Source organism: Bradyrhizobium sp. SK17, assembly GCF_002831585.1.
In the GTDB taxonomy this organism is placed as follows: Bacteria; Pseudomonadota; Alphaproteobacteria; order Rhizobiales; family Xanthobacteraceae; genus Bradyrhizobium.
In genome coordinates this window covers 1,049,490-1,074,100 of sequence record NZ_CP025113.1, presented here as the reverse complement: position 1 = coordinate 1,074,100, position 24,611 = coordinate 1,049,490, and the positions used below count along the sequence as shown (strand labels likewise).

20 protein-coding genes and 1 tRNA gene are annotated in these 24,611 nt (G+C 61.4%); 7 read left to right on the top strand and 14 right to left on the bottom strand.

The window, feature by feature from the left end:
- Nucleotides 1-28 precede the first annotated feature (28 nt).
- The 5 genes from CWS35_RS04930 to CWS35_RS04910 all read right to left on the bottom strand — a co-directional run bounded on the left by CWS35_RS04930 (nt 29) and on the right by CWS35_RS04910 (nt 3,526).
- On the bottom strand, nt 29-286 hold the full coding sequence (locus tag CWS35_RS04930) for a GlsB/YeaQ/YmgE family stress response membrane protein (protein WP_024584512.1): 258 nt from the start codon (nt 284-286) through the stop codon (nt 29-31).
- Nucleotides 287-396: 110 nt separating this feature from the next.
- Nucleotides 397-1,338 carry a PhnA-like protein gene (locus CWS35_RS04925; protein ID WP_245438875.1) on the bottom strand — a complete coding sequence of 314 codons (942 nt, stop codon included), beginning with the start codon at nt 1,336-1,338 and terminating at the stop codon, nt 397-399.
- Between the two features lie 16 nt (nt 1,339-1,354).
- Complete coding sequence (locus tag CWS35_RS04920; RefSeq protein ID WP_052506872.1) at nt 1,355-1,726, bottom strand: CsbD family protein; 372 nt, start codon at nt 1,724-1,726, stop codon at nt 1,355-1,357.
- A 31-nt stretch (nt 1,727-1,757) separates the two neighbouring features.
- Complete coding sequence (locus CWS35_RS04915; RefSeq protein ID WP_024584509.1) at nt 1,758-1,940, bottom strand: CsbD family protein; 183 nt, start codon at nt 1,938-1,940, stop codon at nt 1,758-1,760.
- A 113-nt stretch (nt 1,941-2,053) separates the two neighbouring features.
- The gene (locus CWS35_RS04910; protein WP_100956032.1) at nt 2,054-3,526 is read right to left on the bottom strand and encodes a helix-turn-helix transcriptional regulator; all 1,473 of its coding nucleotides are present in this window, start codon (nt 3,524-3,526) and stop codon (nt 2,054-2,056) included.
- Nucleotides 3,527-3,793: 267 nt separating this feature from the next.
- Between CWS35_RS04910 and greA the strand changes: the two genes are divergently transcribed.
- The gene (greA, locus tag CWS35_RS04905) at nt 3,794-4,276 is read left to right on the top strand and encodes a transcription elongation factor GreA (RefSeq protein ID WP_100951085.1); all 483 of its coding nucleotides are present in this window, start codon (nt 3,794-3,796) and stop codon (nt 4,274-4,276) included.
- 108 nt (nt 4,277-4,384) lie between these two features.
- Here greA and CWS35_RS04900 read toward each other — a convergent pair whose 3' ends face one another.
- On the bottom strand, nt 4,385-5,023 hold the full coding sequence (locus CWS35_RS04900) for a GntR family transcriptional regulator (protein WP_024584506.1): 639 nt from the start codon (nt 5,021-5,023) through the stop codon (nt 4,385-4,387).
- 123 nt (nt 5,024-5,146) lie between these two features.
- Here CWS35_RS04900 and bioB point away from each other — a divergent pair, with 123 nt between their 5' ends.
- From bioB to CWS35_RS04875, 5 genes are all read left to right on the top strand, one after another.
- A complete protein-coding gene (gene bioB / locus CWS35_RS04895; protein ID WP_100951083.1) occupies nt 5,147-6,142 on the top strand; it encodes a biotin synthase BioB in 996 nt (331 codons plus the stop codon).
- Between the two features lie 66 nt (nt 6,143-6,208).
- Entirely contained in the window at nt 6,209-7,363 is a 1,155-nt protein-coding gene (locus CWS35_RS04890) for an 8-amino-7-oxononanoate synthase (protein WP_100951081.1), read from the top strand.
- A complete protein-coding gene (bioD, locus tag CWS35_RS04885) occupies nt 7,360-7,992 on the top strand; it encodes a dethiobiotin synthase (protein ID WP_100951079.1) in 633 nt (210 codons plus the stop codon). The genes CWS35_RS04890 and bioD overlap by 4 nt, the downstream gene beginning before the upstream one ends.
- Nucleotides 7,989-9,251, top strand: coding sequence for an adenosylmethionine--8-amino-7-oxononanoate transaminase (locus tag CWS35_RS04880; RefSeq protein WP_100951077.1), 1,263 nt, complete (start codon nt 7,989-7,991; stop codon nt 9,249-9,251). The genes bioD and CWS35_RS04880 overlap by 4 nt, the downstream gene beginning before the upstream one ends.
- A 121-nt stretch (nt 9,252-9,372) precedes the next feature.
- Complete coding sequence (locus tag CWS35_RS04875; RefSeq protein ID WP_024584501.1) at nt 9,373-10,074, top strand: hypothetical protein; 702 nt, start codon at nt 9,373-9,375, stop codon at nt 10,072-10,074.
- A 163-nt stretch (nt 10,075-10,237) separates the two neighbouring features.
- On the opposite strand, the gene CWS35_RS39800 is transcribed toward CWS35_RS04875, so the two are convergent.
- Both CWS35_RS39800 and CWS35_RS04865 read right to left on the bottom strand, forming a co-directional pair.
- Nucleotides 10,238-11,491, bottom strand: a complete 1,254-nt coding sequence (locus CWS35_RS39800) for a YXWGXW repeat-containing protein (protein ID WP_210202769.1) — start codon at nt 11,489-11,491, stop codon at nt 10,238-10,240.
- A 364-nt stretch (nt 11,492-11,855) separates the two neighbouring features.
- On the bottom strand, nt 11,856-13,664 hold the full coding sequence (locus tag CWS35_RS04865; RefSeq protein ID WP_100951075.1) for an NAD(P)/FAD-dependent oxidoreductase: 1,809 nt from the start codon (nt 13,662-13,664) through the stop codon (nt 11,856-11,858).
- 286 nt (nt 13,665-13,950) lie between these two features.
- On the opposite strand from CWS35_RS04865, the gene CWS35_RS04860 reads away from it, so the two are divergent.
- On the top strand, nt 13,951-15,894 hold the full coding sequence (locus tag CWS35_RS04860; protein ID WP_100951073.1) for a sigma-54-dependent Fis family transcriptional regulator: 1,944 nt from the start codon (nt 13,951-13,953) through the stop codon (nt 15,892-15,894).
- Between the two features lie 71 nt (nt 15,895-15,965).
- Here the strand turns inward: CWS35_RS04860 and CWS35_RS04855 are convergent.
- The 6 genes from CWS35_RS04855 to CWS35_RS04830 all read right to left on the bottom strand — a co-directional run bounded on the left by CWS35_RS04855 (nt 15,966) and on the right by CWS35_RS04830 (nt 24,089).
- Nucleotides 15,966-16,042: transfer RNA gene (locus tag CWS35_RS04855), tRNA-Arg, on the bottom strand.
- Nucleotides 16,043-16,832: 790 nt separating this feature from the next.
- Complete coding sequence (locus CWS35_RS04850; protein ID WP_100951071.1) at nt 16,833-17,918, bottom strand: endonuclease NucS domain-containing protein; 1,086 nt, start codon at nt 17,916-17,918, stop codon at nt 16,833-16,835.
- Complete coding sequence (locus CWS35_RS04845; protein ID WP_100951069.1) at nt 17,915-19,624, bottom strand: restriction endonuclease subunit S; 1,710 nt, start codon at nt 19,622-19,624, stop codon at nt 17,915-17,917. Before CWS35_RS04845 ends, CWS35_RS04850 begins: the two co-directional genes overlap by 4 nt.
- Nucleotides 19,621-21,075 carry a class I SAM-dependent DNA methyltransferase gene (locus CWS35_RS04840; protein ID WP_100951067.1) on the bottom strand — a complete coding sequence of 485 codons (1,455 nt, stop codon included), beginning with the start codon at nt 21,073-21,075 and terminating at the stop codon, nt 19,621-19,623. Before CWS35_RS04840 ends, CWS35_RS04845 begins: the two co-directional genes overlap by 4 nt.
- Nucleotides 21,076-21,078: 3 nt before the next feature.
- Nucleotides 21,079-23,529, bottom strand: a complete 2,451-nt coding sequence (gene hsdR / locus CWS35_RS04835; protein WP_100951065.1) for an EcoAI/FtnUII family type I restriction enzme subunit R — start codon at nt 23,527-23,529, stop codon at nt 21,079-21,081.
- 266 nt (nt 23,530-23,795) lie between these two features.
- Nucleotides 23,796-24,089: a hypothetical protein gene (locus tag CWS35_RS04830; RefSeq protein WP_157817073.1), complete on the bottom strand. Its 294-nt coding sequence runs from the start codon at nt 24,087-24,089 to the stop codon at nt 23,796-23,798.
- Nucleotides 24,090-24,611 lie beyond the last annotated feature (522 nt).

The window sequence follows — 24,611 nt, the reverse complement described above, 5'->3', positions numbered from 1 at the left end:
TCAACGCGTGCCCGGTGACGCTTCGGACTCAATAGGCGCGCCGGTTCGAGATCGCCCCCCACACGAACAGGATGATGATCGCGCCGACCACGGCTCCGACAAGTCCCGCGCCTTGACCGGGCCCGTACCAACCGAGCGCTTGCCCGAGAAAGTTGGCGACAACCGCCCCGACGATACCGAGCACTGTGGTCATGATGAAGCCGCTGGGCTCGTTCGGGCCTGGCATGATGAATTTCGCGATGACGCCGGCAACAAAGCCGATGATGATCGTCCAGATGATACCCATCTTCATTTCCTTCCTGATGCGCGGTGACGTCTGTTGCTCACCGCTGAATCTCCGTAGGCATTGCGCCCGGATGCGAGCAGGCCGAGGCGACCTGCCTGCGATGTCGATGTTCAGCGAATAATTGTTCGATCGTGCTCCTCATCGCGTGTCTTCACGGCGCCGAAGCGGCCGCCTGCGGCACTTGCAACGGCGCTGAGAAGCAGTGCGAAGAACGCGATCAGCGCGACGCGAGACGTTGCCTTGGCTGCCGCGTCGGCAAATTGGGTTGCCTTCAGCTTGGCGTCGGCAACGGCTTGCGTGTACTGGCGCTGATAGTCCTGCACCTTGGTTTTGGCCTGGTCGACCGGGATGCCCTCCATTTGCGCCAGAGCCTGAGCCGCCTGATCGGTCGCTTGCTGCTGCTGCGCGGGATCCCCGGTCAACGCCGTGCGGATCGCGTTGAGAGCGCTGTCGCGAAGTTGTGCCGGGTCCTGGTTGGCGCCCGACGACTTGATCTGGCGCTCGATGTCGGACATCGGGTTGTCGGACCCGGCTAGCACGGGAACGGCGGCGTGGACCGCGCTATCAACGACACGTCCCGCGCCGCCGAGGATGCCGCCCATCGCGCCAAAGGCGCCGCCGACCACTCCGCCCACGGCCGAGCCAAGCAGAAAAAGCATGACAAGGGTTGCTGCGGCCCACGAGACCAAGCCGTGGTACCCGCCTTTCGACGCGAACGCCCAGCCGCACAAACGGCCGGCGACGTAGCCTCCCGCCAACGAGGCGAGCAGCCCGGCCCCGATCCACCAGATCGCCGCGGCGAGCGACAGCGTGCCGGCACTCGGCGAGCCGGTCGATGCCGGATCGATGCTCGCGAAGCCGAGCCCAAGGCCCAGCGTCGACAAGGCGATTTGCGTCACCAGGGCGGTGACGGAGCCGGCGAAGACCGCACCCCAAGACACGCCTGAACGAGACACGCCTGAAAAGGACACGTTCGAATTCGGACCTGAAGTCCTTCGTGTCGGCGCAACCGGATCCGCGGCGGATTGTGCCGCGTTGGCATCATACATCATGTCGCTTTGCTCCCGATTAGCCGCGGCGAAACAGCATGCCGGCGACAAAGCCGACAGCTCCTGCCAGCACGAGAGAGGAGAGCGGATAGCGTCCGACGGTGTCGCCGGCGCTCTGCGCGGTCTGTTTCACATAATGACTTCCCTCGTCGTAGGCCTTGCCGGCAAGATCGCCAGCGTCGCGCATGCCATCCTTCGCCTGGCCGTAGAGATTCTGTCCCTTGCCTTCGATCTGCCGGGCTACGCCTTCGGCTCGGGTCTGCTGGTTGCCGGTAACATGGCCGAACGTTTCCTCGATCCTGCCGCCAAGGTCCTTGGCGGCTCCCTTGATACGATCCGAATCCATCGTCTCTTCCTCCTCGACGCCGGTCGATGCCGGGATTTCCGGCATCGAGCCATGCAATGCTTGCGTGGTGGTGTGCTTATTTCTTCAAGGCGTCGCGCGCGGCGTCCTTTGCCTTGCCGATCCCGGCCTGGGCCTTGCCGGCGATCTGCTCGGCCTTGCCCTCGATCTCGAGTCTGTCGTTGCCAGTGACTTTGCCGACGGCTTCCTTGATCGAGCCCTTGACCTGTTCGGCGGTGCCTTTGATCCGATCCTTGTCCATCCGAAACTCCTGAGTTGTGGCCGCGCGTTTTGCGCCCGGGAAACGTAGGGAATGCCCGTCCTGCCGCAATGAACGGGTTGCACTAGTTCGTTGATGTAATTGTACTAGTTGAGCTACTTTTTTGAGATGTAGCCGTGCTCGCGGCCCCAGATCACCGCTTCGCTGCGGCGATGAACGCCGAGTTTCCGGTATAGCGCCGACACATGGTTGCGTACCGTGTTGGACGATAGCGAAAGGCGCTTGCTGATCGCTGCGTCGCTCACGCCGTGGCAGATCAAGCCGAGCACTTCGCTTTCGCGTGCAGTCAGCTTGGCCGTGGGGATTTCGATCGGGGTGTTGCTTGGCCGGCGGAGCGCAGCGAGTTTCTCCATAATGCCCTTGCTCAACCAGGATGCATCAGTCATGACGGCGTCGATCGCTTGCACCAGTTCGCGCTCCGTACGCTTGCGGTCGGTGATATCGAGGAATGTGGTCAGCACGCACAGCTGGTCGGCGATGGTGACGGTTTCGGCGGAAACGATGCAGTCGAGGTCGTTGCCGTTCTTGCACGTCAAGCAAGCTTCGAGCTTGTGGACGTGGCCGGACTCGACGATGCCGGCCTCGAACCGGTGCCGGCTCTCCGGCTGCGCCCACAGCTTCATGTCCCTGGGACTGCGACCGATCAGCTCGGCCTCGGCGTAACCGAACTGTCCGGCAAACGCGTCGTTGATGTTGACGAAAGCCTGACCGTCTACCTTCATCAGCGCGGTCGGTACCGGTGAAAGCTGGAACGCCTTGGCAAAGCGTTGCTCGCTCTGGCGCAATGCGGATTCCGCTTTCTCGCGCGCATCGAGATCCGCAAACGTGAACAGCATGCAGGCCTCCTCGCCGACCTCGATCGGCTGCCCCGCCATGATGACGAGTTTGCGTCCGCCGGCAGGCAGCGGCAGCACGGTCTCCGTCTGCGGAATTGTCTTCCCCTCGGCAACGCGTTCGCGGGTCGTTTCCGGATCTTTCGCCTCTGCAAGCAGGTCCATGTCGTCGATCGAGCGACCAAAAACGTCATCCCGGGCGTAGCCCATCATATCGAGGAAGCCCTGGTTGACCTTGACGAGGAGCTGGTCGGACTGCCGGCAGATGAAGGCAGGTGCCGGGTTGGCGTTGAAGGTGCGTTCGAAGCGGGCCTCGGCGGCAAAACGTTCGGTGACATCGGCGATCACCAGCACCAGGCAGTCGGGATCGCCTTTGGTATCGGTGATGACCAGACTGCGGATCTGGTGCACCCATTCCGGCTTCTCGCCGTTCTGTCCGTCGTGGTCGCGCGGCGCGACCACGACCACGACATCCACGAAGGCCTCGCCGGCGATCACTCGCTCGGCAGGATACTGATTTTCAGTCAGCAGATGATTGTTCCGGTAGCGCAGCACGAAGTTGTTGCGATACTCGTCGACCGTCGTGCCGAGCTGGTCCAGCGTTTCGACTCCATGCATCAGCAGTGCGGATTCGTTGGCCCAGGTGATGCTCTGGTCAGACTCGATGATGATTACGCCTTCGCTCAAGCCGGCAATGATCTTCTGAAGCTGCGAGCGATCAATCGTATTGGTCAAGGGCATGGCTCCGACGCCGCGAAGGAGCGGCGAACCGCCGTTGCGGCAATCAAAAAGGCGGCTGTCCGGCCGCCTCCTTGCGTCGTCACATCGATCCGATGATAAACGGCGCAGGCCTCTGAAAGTTCCAGTCGGGCACCATTCGGGGGCCGTTGTTGCCGCGCTGGTGCCCTTTCTTGGCCGCCCTGGCGGAGCTAGTTTGATACAAGGAGCTGGAGACCTCAGGCCCCGAGCCGATTCCAAATTCGATCCAAAGGGAGTTCGAGATTGAGCGTTGCGTTCACCAAGGAAGACAGTGCCGAGACCGCGTCCGAGACGCAATTGCCGGACCGTCCGATCTCGTCACATCCCAATCTGGTGACGGAAGCCGGGCGCAAGGCGCTGGAGCAGCAGCTCGGGGAGGCGCGCGCGGCCTATGAGGCCGCGCAGCTGGTCGAGGACGTCAACGAGCGGCGGCGCCAGTCGGCTGCACCGTTGCGCGATGCACGTTACTTTGCCGAACGGCTGCGCACGGCACAGGTGATGCCTGATCCTGCCTCGACCGAAATCGTTGCCTTCGGGAGCACTGTGACGTTCAGCCGCGCCGATGGCCGGGTGCAGACCTATCGCATCGTCGGTGAGGACGAGGCTGATCCCAAGGCGGGCTCGATTTCGTTCGTCTCGCCGGTGGCGCGTGCGCTGATGGGCAAGGCCCAGGGCGACGTCGTCGGGTCAGGCGATCAGGAGCTGGAGATCGTGGCGATCGCCTAACGCGAGATGAGGTCAAATCGTCATCTCGCTTCAGCCTCTTGTTCGCGCGTGATCTTTTCGGCAAACCGCTTCGCATGGTTCCGGATCATGCTTTAGCGTGTCTTCCGATCACGCCGCCGGCAGGGCAAGGCGCTCGATAGTCTGGATATGCCGCGCCAGAAGTCCGCAGGCTTGCTCGATGTTGCGAGCGCGCAGCGCCTGCAGGATCACGCGATGATCCTGGCTGGGCCGCGGCCGCCAGCCGGCGTTGCGGGCCATCGCGAACACCAGGCGCGAATTCGCCAGCTGCAACCCGTCGAGGCTGGCAAGCAGGCGCGGCATCGCGCACGGCGCCACCAGCGCGTGATGAAAGGCGCGATTGGCCATCTCGAATTCCTCGACCGTCTCGGCATTGTCGCCTTCGACCAGCGCGACCTCGATCCGCGCCAGCTGGGCCGACGTGAATTTCGGCGCCGCGTTGCGCAGCGCGACCACCTCCAGCGCGGCGCGCATCTCGGCGATCTCCTTCACCGATTTGGTGTCGAGCGGCGCAACCCGGACGCCACGGCGCGGTACGGCGACGACGAGATGCTGCGCCTCCAATTGCCTGAAGGCCTCGCGCACCGGGACGTGGCTGGAATGGAATTCGCGCGCGACATGATCCTGCCGGAGCGGGGCGTCCGGCGGCAACGCACCGCTGATGATGCGTTCGCCGATTGCCTCGGCGATGCGTCCGGCGGTCGTCGTATTCTCACCTTCGTTCATCATAGATTATCTATCACAAAAACGGATGCGCTCCCGCGCAGCGTCAGCTAGCATCGTTCTAAGTCCATAATCATAGATAATATATCAGATTATCTATGATCCATAGCAAGCGAGAAAGCAAGCCCGATGGTCGATGTCGTTGAGATCGAACGCACCGAAAGCCGCGCCGGCGCGGCACCGCGCAAGACCTGGCAGCGCGCCGAGGCCGAGGCGCTCTACAATCTGCCGTTCGCGGACCTGATGTTCCAGGCGCAGGGCGTCCATCGCGCCAACTTCAATCCGAACCACGTCGAGACCGCGAGCCTGCTCAGCATCAAGACCGGCGGTTGCCCGGAAGACTGCGGCTACTGCTCGCAGAGCGCGCATTACGACACCGGACTGAAAGCCACCCGCCTGATGCCGCGGGACGAGGTGGTCGCGGTCGCGCAGCGCGCCAAGGATGCTGGCGCCACCCGCTTCTGCATGGCCGCAGCCTGGCGCAGTCCCAAGGACCGCGATCTCGATCAGGTCTGCGACATGGTCAGCGCGGTGAAGGGGCTCGGCATGGAGACCTGCGTCACGCTCGGCATGCTGACGCCAACGCAAGCCGAGCGCCTCTCCGGGGCCGGGCTCGATTTCTACAACCACAATGTCGATACCTCGCCCGAATTCTACGACAAGATCATCACCACCCGTACCTTGCAGGATCGCATCGATACGCTCGCGCATGTGCGTGACGCCGGCATCAAGGTCTGCTGCGGCGGCATCATCGGCATGGGTGAACAGGTCGAGGACCGGCTCGGCATGCTGATGCTGCTTGCCAATCTCCCCAGCCATCCTGAAAGCGTGCCGATCAATCTGTGGAACGAGGTCAAGGGCGTGCCGGTCAACGACACCGCCGAGCGTCCCGATCCGATCGCACTGGTGCGGCTGGTCGCGACAGCACGGATCATGATGCCGCAAAGCGTGGTGCGGCTGTCGGCCGGACGGCAGTACATGACCGACGAGTTGCAGGCGATGTGCTTCCTGGCCGGCGCGAACTCGATCTTCATCGGCGACGTGCTGCTGACCACCAAGAACCCGCAGCGCGATCGCGACGCCGATCTGCTGGACCGGCTCGGCATCACCTCCCGCCTCGCCTGATCGCAACCTCCAGCACGCGCGCGGCGTCATTCGCCGCGCGACCAACTGCAAATCTGTGAGTGAAGCATGAGCGCAATCCATGCGGCCAACGCCGCTGATTACGCCGCGGCCTTGCACGCCCTGAGCAAGGACGATCGGCTGCGCGGTCTCAAGCCGCGCGTGGGCATCGATTTCGTCTCGAACGATTATCTGGCGCTCGCGACCGCACCGCGCATCAAGCAGGCGGTTGCGGCCGCGCTCGAGGCCGGCACGCCGGTCGGCGCCGGCGGTTCGCGGCTGCTGCGAGGCAATTGCGAGGAGCACGAGAGGCTGGAGACTGAAGCCGCCGCGTTCTTCCGCGCCGAGACCGCGCTGTTCTTCGGTGGCGGCTATGTCGCCAATTTCGCGGTGCTGACGACGTTGCCGCAGCGTGGCGACCTGCTCGTGCTCGACGCCTTGGTGCATGCGAGCATCCACGAGGGCGCGCGGGCCGGCCGGGCCGAATTCCGCTTCAGCGGCCACAACGATCCGCAGTCGGTCGAGGACACCATTCGCGGCTGGCGCGCCGAGGGTGGAACGGGCCGGGTCTGGATCGTGGTCGAGAGCGTCTACAGCATGGATGGCGACATCGCGCCGCTCGACGACCTCATCGCCATCGCCGACCGGCACGATGCCTTCCTGATGGTCGATGAGGCGCACGGCACCGGCGTCTATGGCGAGCAGGGGCGCGGGCTCACGGCTCCCTATGAGGGCCGCGAGAACCTCGTGATCGTCCACACCTGCGGCAAGGCGCTGGGCGCGGCGGGCGCGCTGGTCACGGCCCCGACCGTGCTGCGCGATTTCATGGTCAATCGCTGCCGCCCGTTCATCTTCGCCACCGCGCCGTCGCCGCTGACCGCCGTGGCCGTGCGCGAGGCGCTCTTGATCCTGCAAGAGGAGCCCGAGCGTCAACAGCGCCTGGCTAGCCTTGTTGCGTTCACCCATCGCGAGCTCGAAGCGCGCGGCTGGCGCAGCCCGTCGCGCTCGCAGATCGTGCCCTATATCGTCGGCGACAATGCACGCGCGATGCAGCTCGCTTCCGCGCTACAGGCGCGCGGCTTCGATATCAGGGGCATCCGGCCGCCAACCGTGCCGACAGGCACCGCGCGGTTGCGGATTGCGCTGACCCTCAATGTCGACGAGGACGATGTGCGCGCGCTGCTCGACGCGCTCGTCGTGGAGACCAATGGATGGCCGCAATGAGCAACGCGATCGTGGTGACCGGCACCGACACCGGAATTGGCAAGACCATCTTCTCCGCAGGCCTCGCCGGCTTCCTCGACGCGAGTTACTGGAAGCCGGTCCAGTCTGGCCTCGACGAGGAAACCGATGCGCAATTGGTTGCCCGGCTTGGCGGCATCCCGGCCGATCGCATCGTGCCGGAACGCTACCGGCTTCGAACGCCGGCGTCGCCGCATCAGTCCGCCGCGATCGACGGGGTGCGCATCGATCCCGTCGCGCTCGACGTGCCGACATCGGGAGACCGGCGGCTGGTGATCGAAGGCGCCGGCGGGCTGATGGTGCCGCTGAACGACGACACGCTCTACATCGACATCTTCGAGCGATGGCGGCTTCCGGTCGTGCTCTGTGCCCGCACCGCACTTGGCACCATCAATCATTCGCTGTTGTCGGTCGAGGCATTGCGCAAGCGCCGGATCGACATCCTCGGCATTGCGTTCATTGGCGACAGCAATCCCGAAAGCGAGCGCGCGATCTGCGCGTTCGGGCGGGTGCGCCGGCTCGGCCGGCTGCCGCTGCTGTCGCCGCTCACGGCGGACACGCTGCAAGCGGCATTCAGCGATGCATTCCGGCGCGAAGATTTCAACCCATGATGCGCTCGCCGACGTCGCCGATCTGGCACCCGTTCACCCAGCACGCGCTGCACGGCGCGATGACGAAGATCGTGCGCGGCGAGGGCGCCTATCTCTACACCGCCGATGATCGCCGCATCATCGATGCGATCGCGTCCTGGTGGGTGGTGACCCATGGCCATTGCCATCCGCATATCGTGCGCGCGATCCAGCAGCAGGCCGAGCAGCTCAACCAGATCATCTTCGCCGGCTATACCCACGACCCGGCCGAGCAGGTGGCCGCGCAATTGCTGAAGCTGACGCCTGAAGGACTAGACCACGTGTTCTTCTCCGACTCTGGCTCGACCAGCGTCGAAGTGGCGCTGAAAATGGCGCTCGGCTATTGGCACAATATCGGCGTGCCGCGCACGCGGATCATCGTGATGCAACACTCCTACCACGGCGACACGGTCGGGACGATGTCGGTCGGTGCGCGCGGGGTGTTCAACAGGGCCTATGAGCCGCTGCTGTTCGACGTCGCGTCGATCCCGTTTCCTGCGGCCGGTCATGAGCAGGCGACGCTCGATGCGCTCGAAGCCGCGTGCAAGGACGAAGCCGCGGCAGCCTTCATCGTCGAACCCCTGATCCTGGGCGCCGGCGGCATGCTGATGTATCCCGCCTGGGTGCTCAAGGAGATGAAGCGCATCTGCGAGGCCTCGAATGTGCTGTTCATCGCCGATGAGGTGATGACCGGCTGGGGCCGCACCGGCACCTTGTTCGCATGCGAGCAGGCCGATGTCAGGCCGGATATAGCCTGCTACTCCAAGGGGCTGACCGGCGGATCATTGCCGCTCGCGGTGACGCTGTGCCGTGCCGAGATCTACGACGCGCATTACTCCAGCGACCGTTCGCGGATGTTCTTCCATTCCAGCTCCTACACGGCAAACCCGGTCGCTTGCGCCGCGGCGCGCGCGAATCTCGAGCTCTGGCAGCACGGCGCCGGCGAGCGTGTTGCGTCGGTCGCCGCGATGCAGGAGCATCTGATCGGGCCATTCCGCGCCGATGCACGTTTCGAAAACGTTCGCCGCACCGGGACCATCACCGCACTCGACCTGAAGGCCAGCGATGCCGGCTATCTCGCCGGCATCGGCCCCAGGCTCCTGGCCTTCTTCGAACGCCGAAACCTGCTGCTGCGCCCGCTCGGCAACACGATCTACGTCATGCCGCCTTACTGCGTCACCGAGGCGGATCTTCAGGAAATCTATGCGGGAATCAGCGATGCAGCGGATAATTTGGCGTGACGCCAATCCGACCGGCCCGCGGGTGACGGGCGTTTCGCAGCGTTGATACAACTTGCGCGCGAGGCTTGGGTGTGCTCTGACCGGAGACATTACCGATTGGCACAGTCTCCGGAGACGTCGAATGGGATTGTTCGACTGGTTCAAGCCCAAGACCCAGAAGCATGGTCCGACCTTGGAGGGACTTTACGGTGGATTGCCCAAAGGGGTGCATTGGGTCGGTGGAGCCGATCCGGCGGGTGACCCCGAAGGCTTCGTCCCGGATTCTCAGGCGTACGTATTCGATATCGTCGAATGGCGATGGGAGCAGCAGCTCTGGATCGACGCCAGGGCCGGTTCCGACGGCGACCAGGCGGGGTTTGGTCTCGTGCTCGTTCTGTCCGATGGCAGTAACACGGATGCCGTCGAGGTCTGGGAGCCGAAGTTTGGCGGTCCGGTCCTCAAGGAGCGTCAGGAATGGACCATTCCGCGCGGCCATCCGACCCGGGAGTTGGCGCTGCTCTCGCGAGGCGATCCAACGACCCGGCTGCTGCGCAGGCTCGAACAATGCTTCGGTTACGAGCCGCATGCGCATCCAGCCCTGCCCGACCGGGCCGCCGTGATCGGCGAGCTGCTGATGTTGCGGGGAGTTATCGTTCCCGAGGAAGGTCGCTTCACCGCACGGATGAAGGTCGTGCTCCAGGAGAGGGAAGGTTGGCCCTACGGCGAGTTCTTCCTGAACATCAATTCGGTCCGCAAGCTGCTCTGGGTCTCAGAAAAATCGAGCGAGTACAGGATCCCGATACTGACCCGGATCTCTCATGCCGGCGTCGCCACGCCGGCATGAGCCGCGGCCGATCCGGACAGCCGTGGGCCGGGGGATGACTGGCGAACGACGCGGTGTCAACGTCTGAAGGCCCGCCCGGAATCTCATGATTATGTCGCGGCCCGCTACTTGGGCTCGCGTCCGACATCGGCGTGCCTTGCAGGCACGCCGATGAGCCGAAGGGTCAGTGCCTGTGCGGCGCCGGGCGCGGCTTGGGTGCGGGATGCGACCGTGGCGCAGGGTGTGGCCGCGGTGCTGGCCGTGACACATGCGGCGGCGGGCGCCGGGGCGGCGGTGCAGGACGGTGAACGGCCGGACGCGCGACGTGCGGTACCGGCGGATGCGCGACCGCGCGCGGCGCAGGCGGAGAGTGCTGTGCGAATTGCGGTCTTGGCGCATGCGCGGCCGGAGCCGCGACATGCGGTGCCGGTGCGGGATGGTTACCAGCGCCGGGTGATGTGTGGCCCGTCGGTAGCGTGTGCGTCGTCGTTTGAGCATGTTCTGTCGGCGGAGTGTGCACCGCCGGCAGCGCATTTCCTGTCGGGAGCGCGTGTCCCGCTGGCGGAGTGTTGCCCGTCGTCGGAGCGTGCTCTGCCGGTGGAGCGTGCACTGGCGGCAAGGCGTTGCCCGACGGCAAAGCGTGTCCAGGAGGCACGGTGTTTGCCGTCGTGGGTTGCGCATGTCGCGGCGGCGGCGCCGCGATCGGCTTGCCCGGATGCGCGGCGATCACGCCGGCACCGCTGAACCGTGCGGCGTGCGCGGTCGCGGCGACTGCCGGATGACCATGGTTGTTGGCGAGCGTCAGCGCAGGGTCCTTCATCGCTGCTTCCGCGTGCCGCGTCTGCTCGCTGGTCGGCGCCACGTGATGCTCGCTCATCGCCGCGAGCTGCTGCGGCGTTGGCCTCACGGTGGTGCCGCCGGTGCCGCCATTGTAGCTGATGTTGGTCGTGTTGTTGATGACGGTCTTGTTGTAGACGTTGGTGACCGAGACATTGGTGATGTTGTTGACGGTGCGGTTGTAGAAGAAGCTGCCGCCGCGCCAGTAGCCGCCGTCATAGCCGAGGCCGGTGTAGCCGAAGCCATAGGAGATGCCGCCGTAGAAGCCGACGGTTGCTCCCCAGTATCCGGCGTGGAAGGCGTAGACGCCATCGTTCCAGCCCCAATAGCCGGGCGTCCATAGCAATTCGGGCGCGGGCGGCAGCACCCACGTGCCGGGCACCCAGTAGTAACCGATGTCGTCGCTCCATGCCCAATAACCCGGAGTCCAGATGTAGCCGTCGCCGGGGATCGGCGGTTGATCGTAGACGGGCAATGGCGGCGGGGCCACATCGACGCTGATGCCGATGCCGATCGCGATCTGCGCGCGGGCGGCGTGGGGCGGCGAGAGACAACAGAGGCTGAGAGCTAAGGCGAGAGGCAGTCCGGCGATGCGGCGCATGGCACTTACTCCAATCTTTTCCCCCAGCTCGTGGAGTCGAATAGGCGCGCCGACATGAACCCGTTGTGAATTTGTCCACCGATACGCGATCACGACATCGCGCGACGCAGAGATTGTTCGCAGCGGTTCATGCAATTCAGCTCGGTGTCAGGATGGAACGCGATCGCGCGAACGAATGTTCGAGCATTGCGTGAAACATGAGAGCGCGACGTAGCTGTTTCGCACGGCGCGCCCGCAGCTTTTCTCCGCTCTAGCGATCGGCGGAGGCCGCGGAGTTGTGATCGACGGATTTCAATCAGCGCAAGACTCACAGCAGGGCGAATCGCTCCGTGATCCGCCCTGCGTATCGATCTCTCTCTGCCGATCAGCTGACGTGATGCGCCTTCTCAAGGCCGAAGACCGGCGTCGGGATGCCTTCCATTCGCGCCTTCAGTTGCAGCGCCAGATACTGGGAGTAATGCCGCGACTGGTGCAGATTGCCGCCGTGGAACCACAATGCATTCTGCTGGGTCGGCTTCCACATGTTGCGCTGCTCGCCCTCCCACGGGCCGGGGTCCTTGGTCGTGTTGGATCCAAGACCCCAGACCTTGCCGACCTTCTCCGCGACATCCTTCGAGATCAGATCGGCGGCCCAGCCGTTCATCGAGCCGTAGCCGGTGGCATAGACGACGAGATCGGCGGGGAGTTCGGTGCCGTCGACGAATTTGACACCGGTCTCGGTCAGCTCCTGCACCGCGGCGCCCTTACCGCTCTTGAGCTTGATCGAGCCGTCGATGACGAGATCGCAGGCGCCGACATCGATGTAGTAGCCCGAGCCGCGGCGCAGATACTTCATGAACAGGCCGGAGCCGTCGTCGCCCCAATCATGCATGAAGCCGACCTTCTCCAGCGCGGCATAGAAATCCTTGTCGCGTTCGCGCATCTGCTCATAGAGCGGAATCTGGAACTGATGCATGATCTTGTAGGGCAGCGAGGCGAAGATCAGATCGGCCTTGCGTGTCGTCATCCCGTTCGCGACCGCCTGCTCCGAATAGAGCGCGCCAAGCCCGATATCCATCAGCGTGTCGGACTTCACGATATGCGTGGATGAACGCTGCACCATGGTGACGTCGGCACCGCCCTCCCACAGCGCCGCGCAAATGTCGTGAGCGGAGTTGTTGGAGCCGATCACCACCACGTTCTTGCCACGATATTTCTCCGGACCCGGATGGGTCGAGGAATGCTGCTGCTCGCCCTTGAAGATGTCCTGTCCCTTGTAGGTCGGCCAATTCGCCTTGCCCGACATGCCGGTGGCCAGCACGAGCTGCTTCGGCTTCAGCGTGATTTGCTTGCCGTCGCGCTCGACCACGACGGTCCATTCCTTCTTCGCCTCGTCATAGCTGGCGGATTTGGCGGTGGTCGAGCTCCAGTAGTTGAGCTCCATGACCTTGGTGTACATCTCGAGCCAGTCGCCGATCTTGTCCTTTGGCGCGAACACCGGCCAGTTCTTCGGGAAGTCGATGTAGGGCAGGTGATCGTACCAGACCGGATCGTGCAGGCAGAGCGACTTGTAACGCTTGCGCCAGGAGTCGCCGGCGCGCTCATTCTTCTCGATGATGATGGTCGGCACGTTCAGTTGGCGAAGCCGCGCACCGAGTGCGATGCCGCCCTGTCCGCCGCCGATGATCAGCACCTGGGGCTGCATCGTGTGACCGAGCTCGGCGAGTTCCTGCTCGCGTTCCTCGCGCCAGCTCTTGCGATCCTTGCCGTGGCCGTGCTTGGCGCCGAGCGGCCGGGTGAAGCCGGATTTCTCTTCATGGCCCTTCAGCTCGGCCATCGTCGTGAGCAGCGTCCAGATGCGGCCATCCTTCATGCGCAAATGGCCGTAGCCGCGCGCGACGTCGGTCTCGAACTGGATCCAGCTCTCGATAATGCCGTCGGCCTCGCTTGCCGTATCGCCGTCGGCGATGCGCCATCCCGACGGCTTGGTGTCGGCAAGCCGCGCCTTCAGCATGTCGCGGATATCGTCCTTGCCTTCCATGGTCTTGATGTTCCAGGTGAAGGTGACCAGATCGCGCCAGTAACAATCGCTCTGGAACAGCGCGAGTGCGCGTTCGATGTCGCCCGACGACAACGCGGCGTTGAGCTCGTCGAGCAGTGCGGTAACTTTTCCGTCCGGGGCCTTCGTGAGCATGGTTTCATTCTCCCATAGGCCGGCGTCGATCGCGTTTGCATCGCGGGGCCGGCGTGTTGTTGGCGAGGTCGAGTGTGCCTCTGCCGCAAGATCAGCAAGCCCCGTGCCACGCTGGCGTATCCTGAAAACGCTCGATATTTCCTCGCGTTAATGCCGGGCGATGCGCTGCGCCACTGTTGCGCCGTGCAACAGGTGTTGCACGCAACGAACTTGATCGGCGGCATGATCCGAGTGACACTCCGGGCAACAACAGGAACGTGCGAGGAAATATCCAGGAGAATCAGCCGTGACCATCGAGCGCGCTGCGCATATCGACGAGTTGGTTCGCGTTGCGGTCGGCCAGACCAGCGCGCGCGATGCCGTCATTCATCAGTCGTGGGTGCGTTGCGTCTCCGAGCACAAGCTCGATCCCTCGGTGCTGCGCGACGCGCGCATCGTGACGTCCGGACGGCTGCGCGAGCATCGCGATGCGATGGACGAATTCCTTCACACCGCCCGTTTCGGCGTCGAGATGCTCTATCGCCAGATCGCCGGGCTCGGTTACGTGCTGCTGCTCACCGATGCCAAGGGTATCACGGTGGATTTCATCGGCGACCCGACCTTCAACAACACGCTGCGCAAGGCCGGCCTCTATCTCGGCGCCGACTGGAACGAGCCGCATGCCGGCACCTGCGCGGTCGGCACCTGCATCGCGACCGAGGAAGCCCTCACGGTGCACCAGTCCGATCATTTCGATGCGACCCATATTCCGCTGACCTGCACGGCAGCGCCGGTGTTCGATCCCAGCGGCGCGCTCGCCGCGGTGCTGGATATTTCCGCACTGCGCTCGCCGGAGCCGAAGGCCAGCCAGTTCCTGGCGCTGCAACTGGTCAAGTCGTTCGCGCACAAGATCGAGAATGCGAACCTGTTGAATCGTTTCCGGCACGAATGGATCATTAAACTGTCCGGCTCCGCGGAGTTTGCCGACGTCGATCCGGATTATGTGATGGCCGTCGACGGCAGCGGCCGCATCATCGGCTTCAACAATCGCGCCCGACAGTTGTTGGCGCGCGAACTCGCCAAGCGTCCCGACCTGAGGCTCCGGGCCGACGGCTTCGGCGTGTCCGATATCTTCGAATGCGCCATCGACGACCTGCCGCGCTTCGCGCATTCGCGCCCCGCCGGGCAGCGCACGCTGCGGCTGGCCAATAGTGGCGCGACGTTGTTCGCGCAGACCCTCCCGCCGCCGAACAAGCTTACCGCGCCGGCGTCGTCGCGGAGCGAGGCGGTGCTTCCCGCGCCGCTGCGCAATTTGTTTCGCGGCGATCCTGCGATGCATCACGTGGTGTCGCGCGCCGCCAAGCTGATCAATACCCAGATGGGCCTGCTCATCACCGGCGAAACCGGCACCGGCAAGGAGCATCTCACCAAGGCGCTACATTCGGTCAGCGCGCGGGCAGGCAAGCCGTTCGTCGCGGTCAATTGCGCGGCGCTGCCGGAAAGCCTGATCGAGAGCGAGCTGTTCGGCCACGAGCCCGGTGCTTTCACCGGCGCGGCGGCAAAAGGCAAGAAAGGGCTGGTGCTCGAGGCCGACGGCGGCACCTTGTTCCTTGACGAGATCGGCGACATGCCGATCCCCTCGCAGACCCGGCTGCTGCGCGTGCTTGCCGAGCGTGAAGTGACGCCGGTCGGCCGCACCCGGCCGGTGCCGCTCAATATCCGCGTCGTCGCCGCCACCCATCGCGATCTCGTCGCGCTGGTCAAGGCCGGGCAGTTTCGCGAGGATCTCTATTTCCGCCTCAACGGTGCGGTGCTCGCGCTGCCCCCGCTGCGGCAGCGGACCGATGTCGAGTGGCTGATCGATCGGTTCCTGGATCGCCTCTCGACCGAGCATGAGGTCAGCTATGCGCTGACGGCGAGCGCTCGTGCCGCGCTGCTCAAGTATCAATGGCCCGGCAACATCCGCGAACTGATCAACGCCCTCGATCATGGCTGCGCACTGGCCACCGAGGGGACGATCGATCTTGCCGATCTGCCGGACCGGATCGCCTATCCGCTGGGTGAGGAAAAATCCGGAAAGTCGACGCGGGGTGGCGCGGCAATGTCACGCCAGGCCGACGAGCTGCTGGCGGCATTGCGCAACAATCGCTGGAACGTATCGCGCGTGGCCCGCGAACGCGGCGTCGACCGCTCGACGATCCACCGCCAGATCCTCCGCTTCGGGATCACGATGCCGAAGAACCTGACCTGAGTGCGACCTCGAGCACGGCCGCAGGCGTCCGTCCGGAACGGATCGCCGCCTTACGCCGAATGGTCGAAGATTGGCGCACCCGACACGATTCGAACGTGTGACCTTTGCCTTCGGAGGGCAACGCTCTATCCAGCTGAGCTACGGGTGCGTGCAGGGGGTCATTTAGCTGATTGGCCCGGTGTCGGCAACGGCCTTGGCGGGGCTGTTTTGGGGGTGCGTAAGGCTCCGAAGGCAAAGGTCACACGTTCAAATCGTGTCGGGTGCGTCAGAAACGCCCGTGCCGAGCGTGCCGGGACTGTGGCGGCTGGATTTCCTTGGTGGAGGGGGGCTCGCACTGGTTCATTTGGAACTCTGGGGTGACCTTCTGCGTAATGCGCAGAGGTCAGTAAGGTTCGACTAAGCCCTCTTGCCGACGAAATAGGACTCCCAAACCATGAGTCTTTCCATATATTTGGATCGCTTCCGCGATGATTCGCACCTCGCTCCAATTGCCAAGCTGGTTGCCTGAAACGCCCGGGCAACGGCCCGGGAAAGGAGGTGGTTAGCGTGGCACCACGGAAGATAGGTGAAAGCGCGATTACGGGCAGATTCATGTCTGTGAAAGCAGCGCAGTCCCCTTCACAGAAGAGGACTGCGATAGTGCGCACTATCAAGCAGACGCCGAAACCTAAGAAGAAGTAATTCTCTTAGGGAGCGACGGCGGCAGAGCCCATCTGCCGCCGTTCGCTTTTTAGAATCCGATTTATGATTCCTGTCAACTCGCGATACACCGCAGCCGACGATTGCCGATAAACTGACGCGCTCGCCGCTTTTGCGTTCGTCGAGCGCTCGAATAACCTATGTCGGATCCGGTTCAGCTGACTGGCGATAAGCTATTTGCTGGCTCGCTCTGTATGCTAGACCCCGACCACTCTTGCTGTGCGCTTCTTCGGCCAGCTTTATGATTTGTCGTAGTCTGCAAACCTCTGCTTGAGTCGCTCGACTGTAAATCGCCATTTTGGTGTCTTCGGCTTGCACACGGTGTTCTGATTTCCGAACATTCCGACCTCTTGAACCGCTTCCTCAATTGAAACGGTTTGCAGCCATTCGACTGGCACAAAATATTCGGAGCGATCGAGGTCGCCCTGCAGGCTGCGATGATAATTGCCCTTCAGAACGTCGAGGGCAGGCTGGTCGCCCGACGATGTGGGAAGCTTGAATTCTGAGGCCGGGATTGACTTACCCTTGACCCTGCCCACCCCCACGAATCCATGACCGGGCGCTTTCACCCAGATCCGATCGCCTACACTGAGCAAGTTTAGCGAGTTACTATACCAAGTCCCACCACCGGCGGAGATAAAGCCAAACTGGCGAGCTTCGGGCCACAATCGTCCTTCGTCATGCCCGAACGATGCGTAGACCTCGCCGTTCCACGGCTCCTTCTCTCGGGCCGCCGTGACCGTCGCATTCGTTTGAGTTTCCGCAGGATCGATAAGCCAAGCACGGCTCAACAGACGCTCGTCGCCATTGGCGAAAACCTGGAAGCAGAGGACATTGATCGCGATGTCTCGCTCGTTGAGGTAGCGAACAATGCGCGTCGTGCTAGCGTCGATGGCGGCGGCAACGACAACGATCTGGTGACTGTCATTGAGCGTATCTTCATCGAGAGGCTGCCCAAAGCGAGCTCGAAAATCGGCAGCAAGATTACGGCCCGGTGCGAAATCATTATAGATCTTGGCAATCCTATCTGACTCCAATCCCTCTATGAAGGTTGCATAGTCGATGGCCTGCGCCACCACTTCGCGCGGCGTCTTGTTTCGCTTGAGTTCAATCAAGATCAATGCACCATCTGGTGCAATCGCGAGCAGATCAATGCGGCCGCCGAAGCCGGTATCTTGCTGTCGGCCGATGAGCATCCACTGGTCATGCAGAATTTCAGGTGCAGCGACGATCATATTTTCGAGTTGCTGCTCACTCATGAGAGACGACGATGAGAGACCTACGGGCTTCTCGCCGACCTTCCAAATGGCGTGACGGAGGGTCATTCTGCGGCCTCGCGCTCGTGAGAATCCGCTGGAGTAAGCGCCTGGGCCAGCAACGCATCGAGCAAGCGACCGCGGGTGGCAGCGATGGTGGTGAGGTTTGTCTCCAGCCGGTCGCAAAGTGCAATTAGCGCTTCAACCTTGGAGACGATGCGGTGCTGTTCGGCGAGGGGTGGAAGGGGAAAGGGTAAACTCAAGATTACATCGCGCGAAACGTTCTTCATTGATGGGCTAACGCCGGATGCGTGCCGCACATAGTGCTCACGTGCAAAATCGGCGTAGTTGTTGACGATCCATACAAAGCGATGATTGCAATTCGCACTCAGACGAAGACGCACGATCTTGTCGCTCATCATAAGTTTAGAAGGCTGCTCATTGACGAGCACCGCGCGTGCGATCAGCTCGGCAGTGTTAGCCCTTGAAATCAGGAAGTCCCCCTGTTTCACCTCTGCTTGAAACCTCGGTTCCGTGCCAGGCAGGACCTGTTTGTTCTCCCAGGAACGGAACCTGTCCCATGAAACAGCACTGACTTTCAGGACGCCCCATTCATCGCCGTTTCGTGGATGGTCCAGCGTCTTCGGGCTCCAGCCTGCATCTGAGTGCCCGACAAGCCTGCCAAGATGTGTCCAGAGCCAGCCTCTCGGCGGGTCGTATGGCGGCGTCTCTGCTTTCGGATTTTCAGACTGTGAAGTAGGAGTCTCCTTCAAGATTCGCTTCAACAGTTCCGACGCGGGCTCCTCATTTGCGTCCTGCGGCACGAGCCTTCCGCGCACAGCAAGGTTGAAGATGCTGTGGCGCAGTTGCCGGATCTGGTCCGGTCGCACCGTCAGCGCCGGCAATGCGTTGATCGCGAAACGGACGTCGGCCTCGGGCGCATTAAGGCGAACTAGGCTCGCCGCCGTCAGCCGGTCGCGCATCCTCTCTCGGTTTTCTCGAGCCGCCTCCAGCCTATCACACAACAACATCAGTTCATCGACTTTAGCGACAATCCGGCGTTGCTCGGCGAGGGGTGGCAGTGGAATGAGAACTTGCGTCAAAATCTCGAGATTAATATTTTTCTGTGCCGTGGCGGGTGCGAATTCCAAGAGGTTCTTCTTCGCAGTCCGAACAAAATATTCGAAATATCTCGCGTTCTCGAGCGCAGGAGCTGGAATAAACCCAACTACACTATCGGGGAAACAAGCGTCAAAGCCCAGGATTCCGCTGTCTGCAATGTTCGCAGCGATTGTGATGCAAAGCGTCCCCCTCGGCCATTTGAAGCTCTGGGACAAGCCGAAGTCATTGTATTTGCTGGTGTAGGTTTGGATATTACCTTGTGATCTGGCGACATCGCCAGTTTGAATCATCAAGTGTTTGCCGCCGTCGAACAGCGCTGGATCATTGCGAGGCCGGTGTTTCGATTTCCCTCTACCAAACGTGCCAAGTTCAGGAAAGCGTCCCCATGCCCACTTAGCAGGCAAGTCGAAGGGTGCATGATCCAAATCTACATTTGGCAATAATCCTTGGCGGTTCAACTTCCCTTCTTCGATGAGTGACGATTTGCCGTTCCCAATCCGCTTCAGCAATTCAGATGCGGGTTCGTCGGTAGCGTCTTGAGGCACCAGCTTGCCCCGCACGGCCAGATCGAGGATGAACCGGCGCAGCTTGGCAATTGCGTCGGGCGCGTCTGCAATCTTTTCGTAGTGGGCTAGGAGGCATGTGCCGTTCATCGGCCGAGCGCCTCGGAAAGGATCATCTTTAGTTGAAGGCGCAAGGCGCTCGTCTCGCCTTCGGCGGCGGTGAGATCGGCTAGCAGTGCTTGCGGGTCGCCGTGGTCGTCTGCCACTGCGTGCGGATTCTTGATGTCGAGGTTGTAGCCGCGCGCCCTCATCTCCTCAGCCGTTACGCGCCACGCCCTCGGCGTCTCCGTGCGGCCGATGCGCTTCGCGTCGCCCCACCAATCGATGCATCCTTGAAAATGCTCCAGTCGGATCGGCTTGGTCATCGAATAAGCCTTCTGGCCCTCGGGGACGTCGTGCTCGTAGAACCAGATTTCCTTCGTCGGCGCGCCTTTTTCGAAAAACAGCAGGTTTGTGCCAATCGATGCATACGGTTTGAACACGGAGTTGGGCAGGCGAACGATGGTGTGGAGGTTGCATTCCTCCATCAGATGCTCCTTGAGCCGCGTTTTGATGCCGTCGCCGAATAGACTGCCATCGGGCAACACCACGGCAGCGCGCCCACCCGGCTTCAGCAACCGCACTATCAGGGCCAAGAAAAGATCCGCTGTTTCCTTGGTGCGGAAAGTTGGAAAATTATCTTCAATGCCATCTTCTTCGCGACCGCCGAACGGAGGATTGGTGAGAATGATATCAACTCGCTCGTCTTTGCCCCAGGAAATCAGAGGTCGGGCAAGCGTATTATCATGGCGCACAAAGCTGGGGTCCTCGACTCCGTTCAACAACATGTTGGTGACGCAAAGCATATGAGGGAGCTGTTTCTTCTCGACCGCGCGCAAGGCAGCTTGCATCCTCTCACGTTGTTTGGGCGTGCGGATGTAATCTTTCTCCATGTGGCGAATCGCGCAGGTCAGAAAGCCACCGGTGCCGCAGGCTGGATCGAGAAGAATTTCGCCAGGATGCGGGTCGATCCGGTCAGTCATGAAAGCGGTAACCGCGCGAGGTGTATAATACTCGCCGGCGTTTCCCGCGCTTTGCAAATCGTTCAGAAGCTGCTCGTAGAACTCGCCGAAGTGACGGCGCTCGTCCATATCGTTAAAATCGACATCATTGATTTTATTGACTACTTGCCGAACCAAATGGCCGGATTTCATATAATTGTAAGCATCCTCAAACACGTCGCGGACCATGCGGCGGCGGCCGTCCGACCTTGCAGCGACGGCCAGTCGTTTGAGCGCCGGAAACAGATCATCGTTGATAAAGGCGAGCAGCGCTTCACCTGTAATTCCTTCAGGGTCCGCCGCCCAGTTGCGCCATTGATATTTCTTCGGAATGGGGGAGCGATAATCGTCTTTGGTGAGTTCTAGCTCTTTGTCTTGATCGTCGATGATTTTCAGGAAGAACATCCAGCAGAGCTGGCTAATACGCTGCGCATCGCCATCGACGCCGCTGTCTTGACGCATGAGATCTTGAATAGATTTTACAGTAGTCCGGACGATCATGGTTCAAGCAGTCTCCTGATAGAGAATGTCCTGCAGCTCGTGGACGGCCTTTTCAAAGCTCTTCCTGCCGCCGAACGAATTAATGAGTTGAACGACGCTGCCCATTGCGCTGAATGGCGCGATCTTGAGCACGTTAGCATCGTCGAGGTTGAGAATACCTTCGTCGCGGTATTTTTCGAGGAGCGCTTCCAGGACGGCGCGCGCTTGCGGGCCGTATTTCGTGAACACGTCACGCTTCTTGACGTTGTCTGCCCGCTCGCGTCGCGTCAACGGCTTTCGATCAAACGCGACGTGGCAGATTAGGTCGAATGGATCGAGGTTCCTGCCGAGTTCGTCGCCAATGACATCGAGCGCGAGCCCCTCGGCTTCAAGCTCTTCAATAATCGCCTGTTTACGCTCGGCTGCTTTCCAGCGCTTGAGAAAGTCGTCGAGGCTGGCGTAGTGCTTCTTCAGCGCCGTCTTGGTAAAGTCTCGAAGACTTTCGGTCACGAGTCGGCCGTTTTCGTCGAGGTATTCGACGCGCTCGGCTATGATACGCGCGCCGACACCGTCCACGTAGATTTTTCGAGAGCCACCGCCAGTCGTTTGTGGAAAATCTAACCCGTCGACAATGGTTTCGTCCTCTGGGAGATTGTAAGGCGTCTGATCTGGTTCCCCGACGTCGTTCGGCTCGCCCGCCGTGCCCGGAGGCGTGATCGGGTCGTTCGCGTCCGGCTCGTAGATCTGCACCGGGTCCCCGTCATATTCCGGATCGGCAAAGTGGTTTGTCGCACCGCGAAAATCGATCAGGGTGAAGTAGAATTTCTTAGAATCCTCGTGAACGCGGGTGCCGCGTCCGATGATCTGTTTGAATTCCGTCATCGAACCCACCGGGCGATCAAGCACAATCAGACGGCAGGTCTGTGCGTCGACGCCGGTGGATAGCAGCCGTGAAGTGGTAACCAAAACCGGATAGCGTGACTCTGGGTCGATGAAGTTTCCGAGTTGATCCTGCCCATCCTTATCAGTGCCAGTAATCCTCATAACGTATCGGTGATTGTCGTCGCAAAGGTCCCGGTTCTCGTTGACCAAAGCCTGCCTCATTCGAGCCGCGTGCTCCTCGTCGACGCAAAAGACGATTGTCTTCTGAAATCGGTCGCCGCTCTCCTTGAGGAACTCGGTAATCTTTTTCGCCGTGAGTAAGGTGCGGTCGTCAAGCACCAGCGTCCGGTCGAAGTCCTTCGCGTTGTATATCCGGTCCTCAATCTCATTGCCATCACGGTCGAGCTGGCCGAGTTCGGGGCGATAGCCTTCGATATCGCGGTCGATGTGAACCTTGATGACCCTATAGGGTGCAAGAAACCCGTCGCTGATGCCCTGGCGCAGAGAATAAGTGAAGACTGGCTCGCCGAAGTAGTCGGTATTGGAAACGTATTCTGTCTCCTTGGGCGTTGCGGTCAGGCCTATTTGAGTTGCACCCGAGAAATGGGTGAGGATTTCGCGCCACGCAGAATCGTCTGCCGCGCTCCCGCGATGGCACTCGTCGATTACGATCAGGTCGAAAAATTCCTTGGAGAATTCCTTGTAGAGTTTTTGGCTCTCTTCCGGACCGGTGATCGCTTGATAGAGGCCAAGATATATCTCAAAGGCGGTGTCGATACGTCGCTTCCTGTCAAGCGCGAGTGTTAGGTCGACAGTCGAGCCGTCCTGCCTCTCGATAGTCTTGGAGCTAGTCGAGAGCTTCGCCATCGCCGCACCGAACGGACGAAAGTCGTTCACCATCGTCTGATCGATCAGCACGTTTCGGTCGGCTAGGAACAGGATGCGCTTTTTCTTGCCTGCCTTCCACAGTCGCCAGATGATCTGGAATGCCGTGTAGGTCTTGCCGGTGCCAGTCGCCATCACGAGCAAGACACGGTCTCGGCCAGCGGCGATGGCTTCGATCGCTGCGTTGACAGCCTTCACCTGATAATAGCGCGGGCTCTTACCGCCGCCATCGTCGAAATAGTCCTGAAGCACGGTCTGCTCGGCTTCTGGGCCGAGGCCCTTCCAAGCGCAATAGCGTGCCCATAGGTCAGCCGGCGACGGGAATGCGTCTAGGCCGAGGGTCACTTCCTTGGTCGCGCTCTGGCCGGTGCGGTCATGGAACAGAAAGCCGTCGCCGTTCGAAGAGAAGACGAACGCAATGCCCAGTGCAACAGCGTATTCCAGGCCTTGCTGTATCCCGTCGCCAACGCTGTGGCTATTGTCCTTCGCCTCTATGAGCGCAATGGGGATATTTGGTTTGAAATAGAGAACGAAGTCGGCCTTTTTAGCCTTGCCGCGAGTGACCAACTTGCCGCGAACGATGATCCTGCCATTGGTGAAGAAGACCTCCTCACGGACCTGCAACATCTCGTCCCAGCCCGCGCGCTTCAGGGCTGGCAGGATGAACTTCGTGCAGATGTCGCGTTCGGTGAGAGACCGCTTATCCATCGTTTCGCGACAAGAGTTTAAGGTTATTGGCGGCGCGGGACAAAGCCCCTCGATACACAAGAGATCTCGGCGCACGCCTCAATGGCACGTTTTGTTTTATCTGAGTCCGCCGGCGCAAATGCTACCCCCGAAGTTGTTGAAAGTCCTATTAAATCGAAGCCATTTGGATCTCAATCTAGGGTGGTTGGGCTCTCTGAGGCAATGCCAATTAGGTCTTAACCGGTGCTTCGCGCACCTGTAAGGGGAGAATGAGGATTAGCTGCCTATCAGTGCGGCTGTAGATCACCCTCAAGATCGGCGACCATGATGTGGCCCCGGATGCAACTCGGCCAGATATCGCCGTGCTCGCCGAGCGCGATCTTGATCTCGTTGTCGGTCACGAGACCGGTCACCGGGCAGGGTGCCAAAGCCGCTAATCGATCGGCGAGCAGGTTCAGCCGGTCGTTCGTGAGCGGCTCAAGCGCGGCAATATTCGCTTTGGCATTGCCGGTGCCAGCGACAGGGATCAGGCGGTTGACGATGGTCAAGTAGAGAGCGTTTGAAAGAAACTCTTCAGTCATCTTTGCTTCAGAAATGGTGATGCACGGCACCCAGATGAGTCATTTGGGGAACGCTGGCAAGGGCACCAAATCTGGGTGTCAGTGATTGCTGACTACGGTTGCGGAACCGAAACAGGACGTTGGCCGATTGAGAATTATTTTTGATCAGCGCTTGCTGATGTTGTCTGTTCGTGGGCCGCTATGCCCTTTGCTTGGCCTTTCGCCATGGCATCGATCGTTTCAACGACACGTAGCCGGATGCCTTAGTCGCGGATCGAACGAAAGGCTCTTTAGCGCCGAAATGCATCTGCTGTCTCTTTAGCGCCGCTCCTTCGTCAACATCGTCTCCGCATGTTCGCCCGAACCGCAGTGAAATACCGTCGCGGCAAGCCGCGCCACCGTGAGAACCCGGTTTTGATCCTAGGAGTCGATTAGAAGTCTGCTCATTGGTCGGACTCCTCTCCCTGGTTGTCTGAGCGGCCCAAGCTGTTTGACTCACCACGGGCTTGAATTCCCGGAACGTTTGAAGCTGCTCCCACAGTG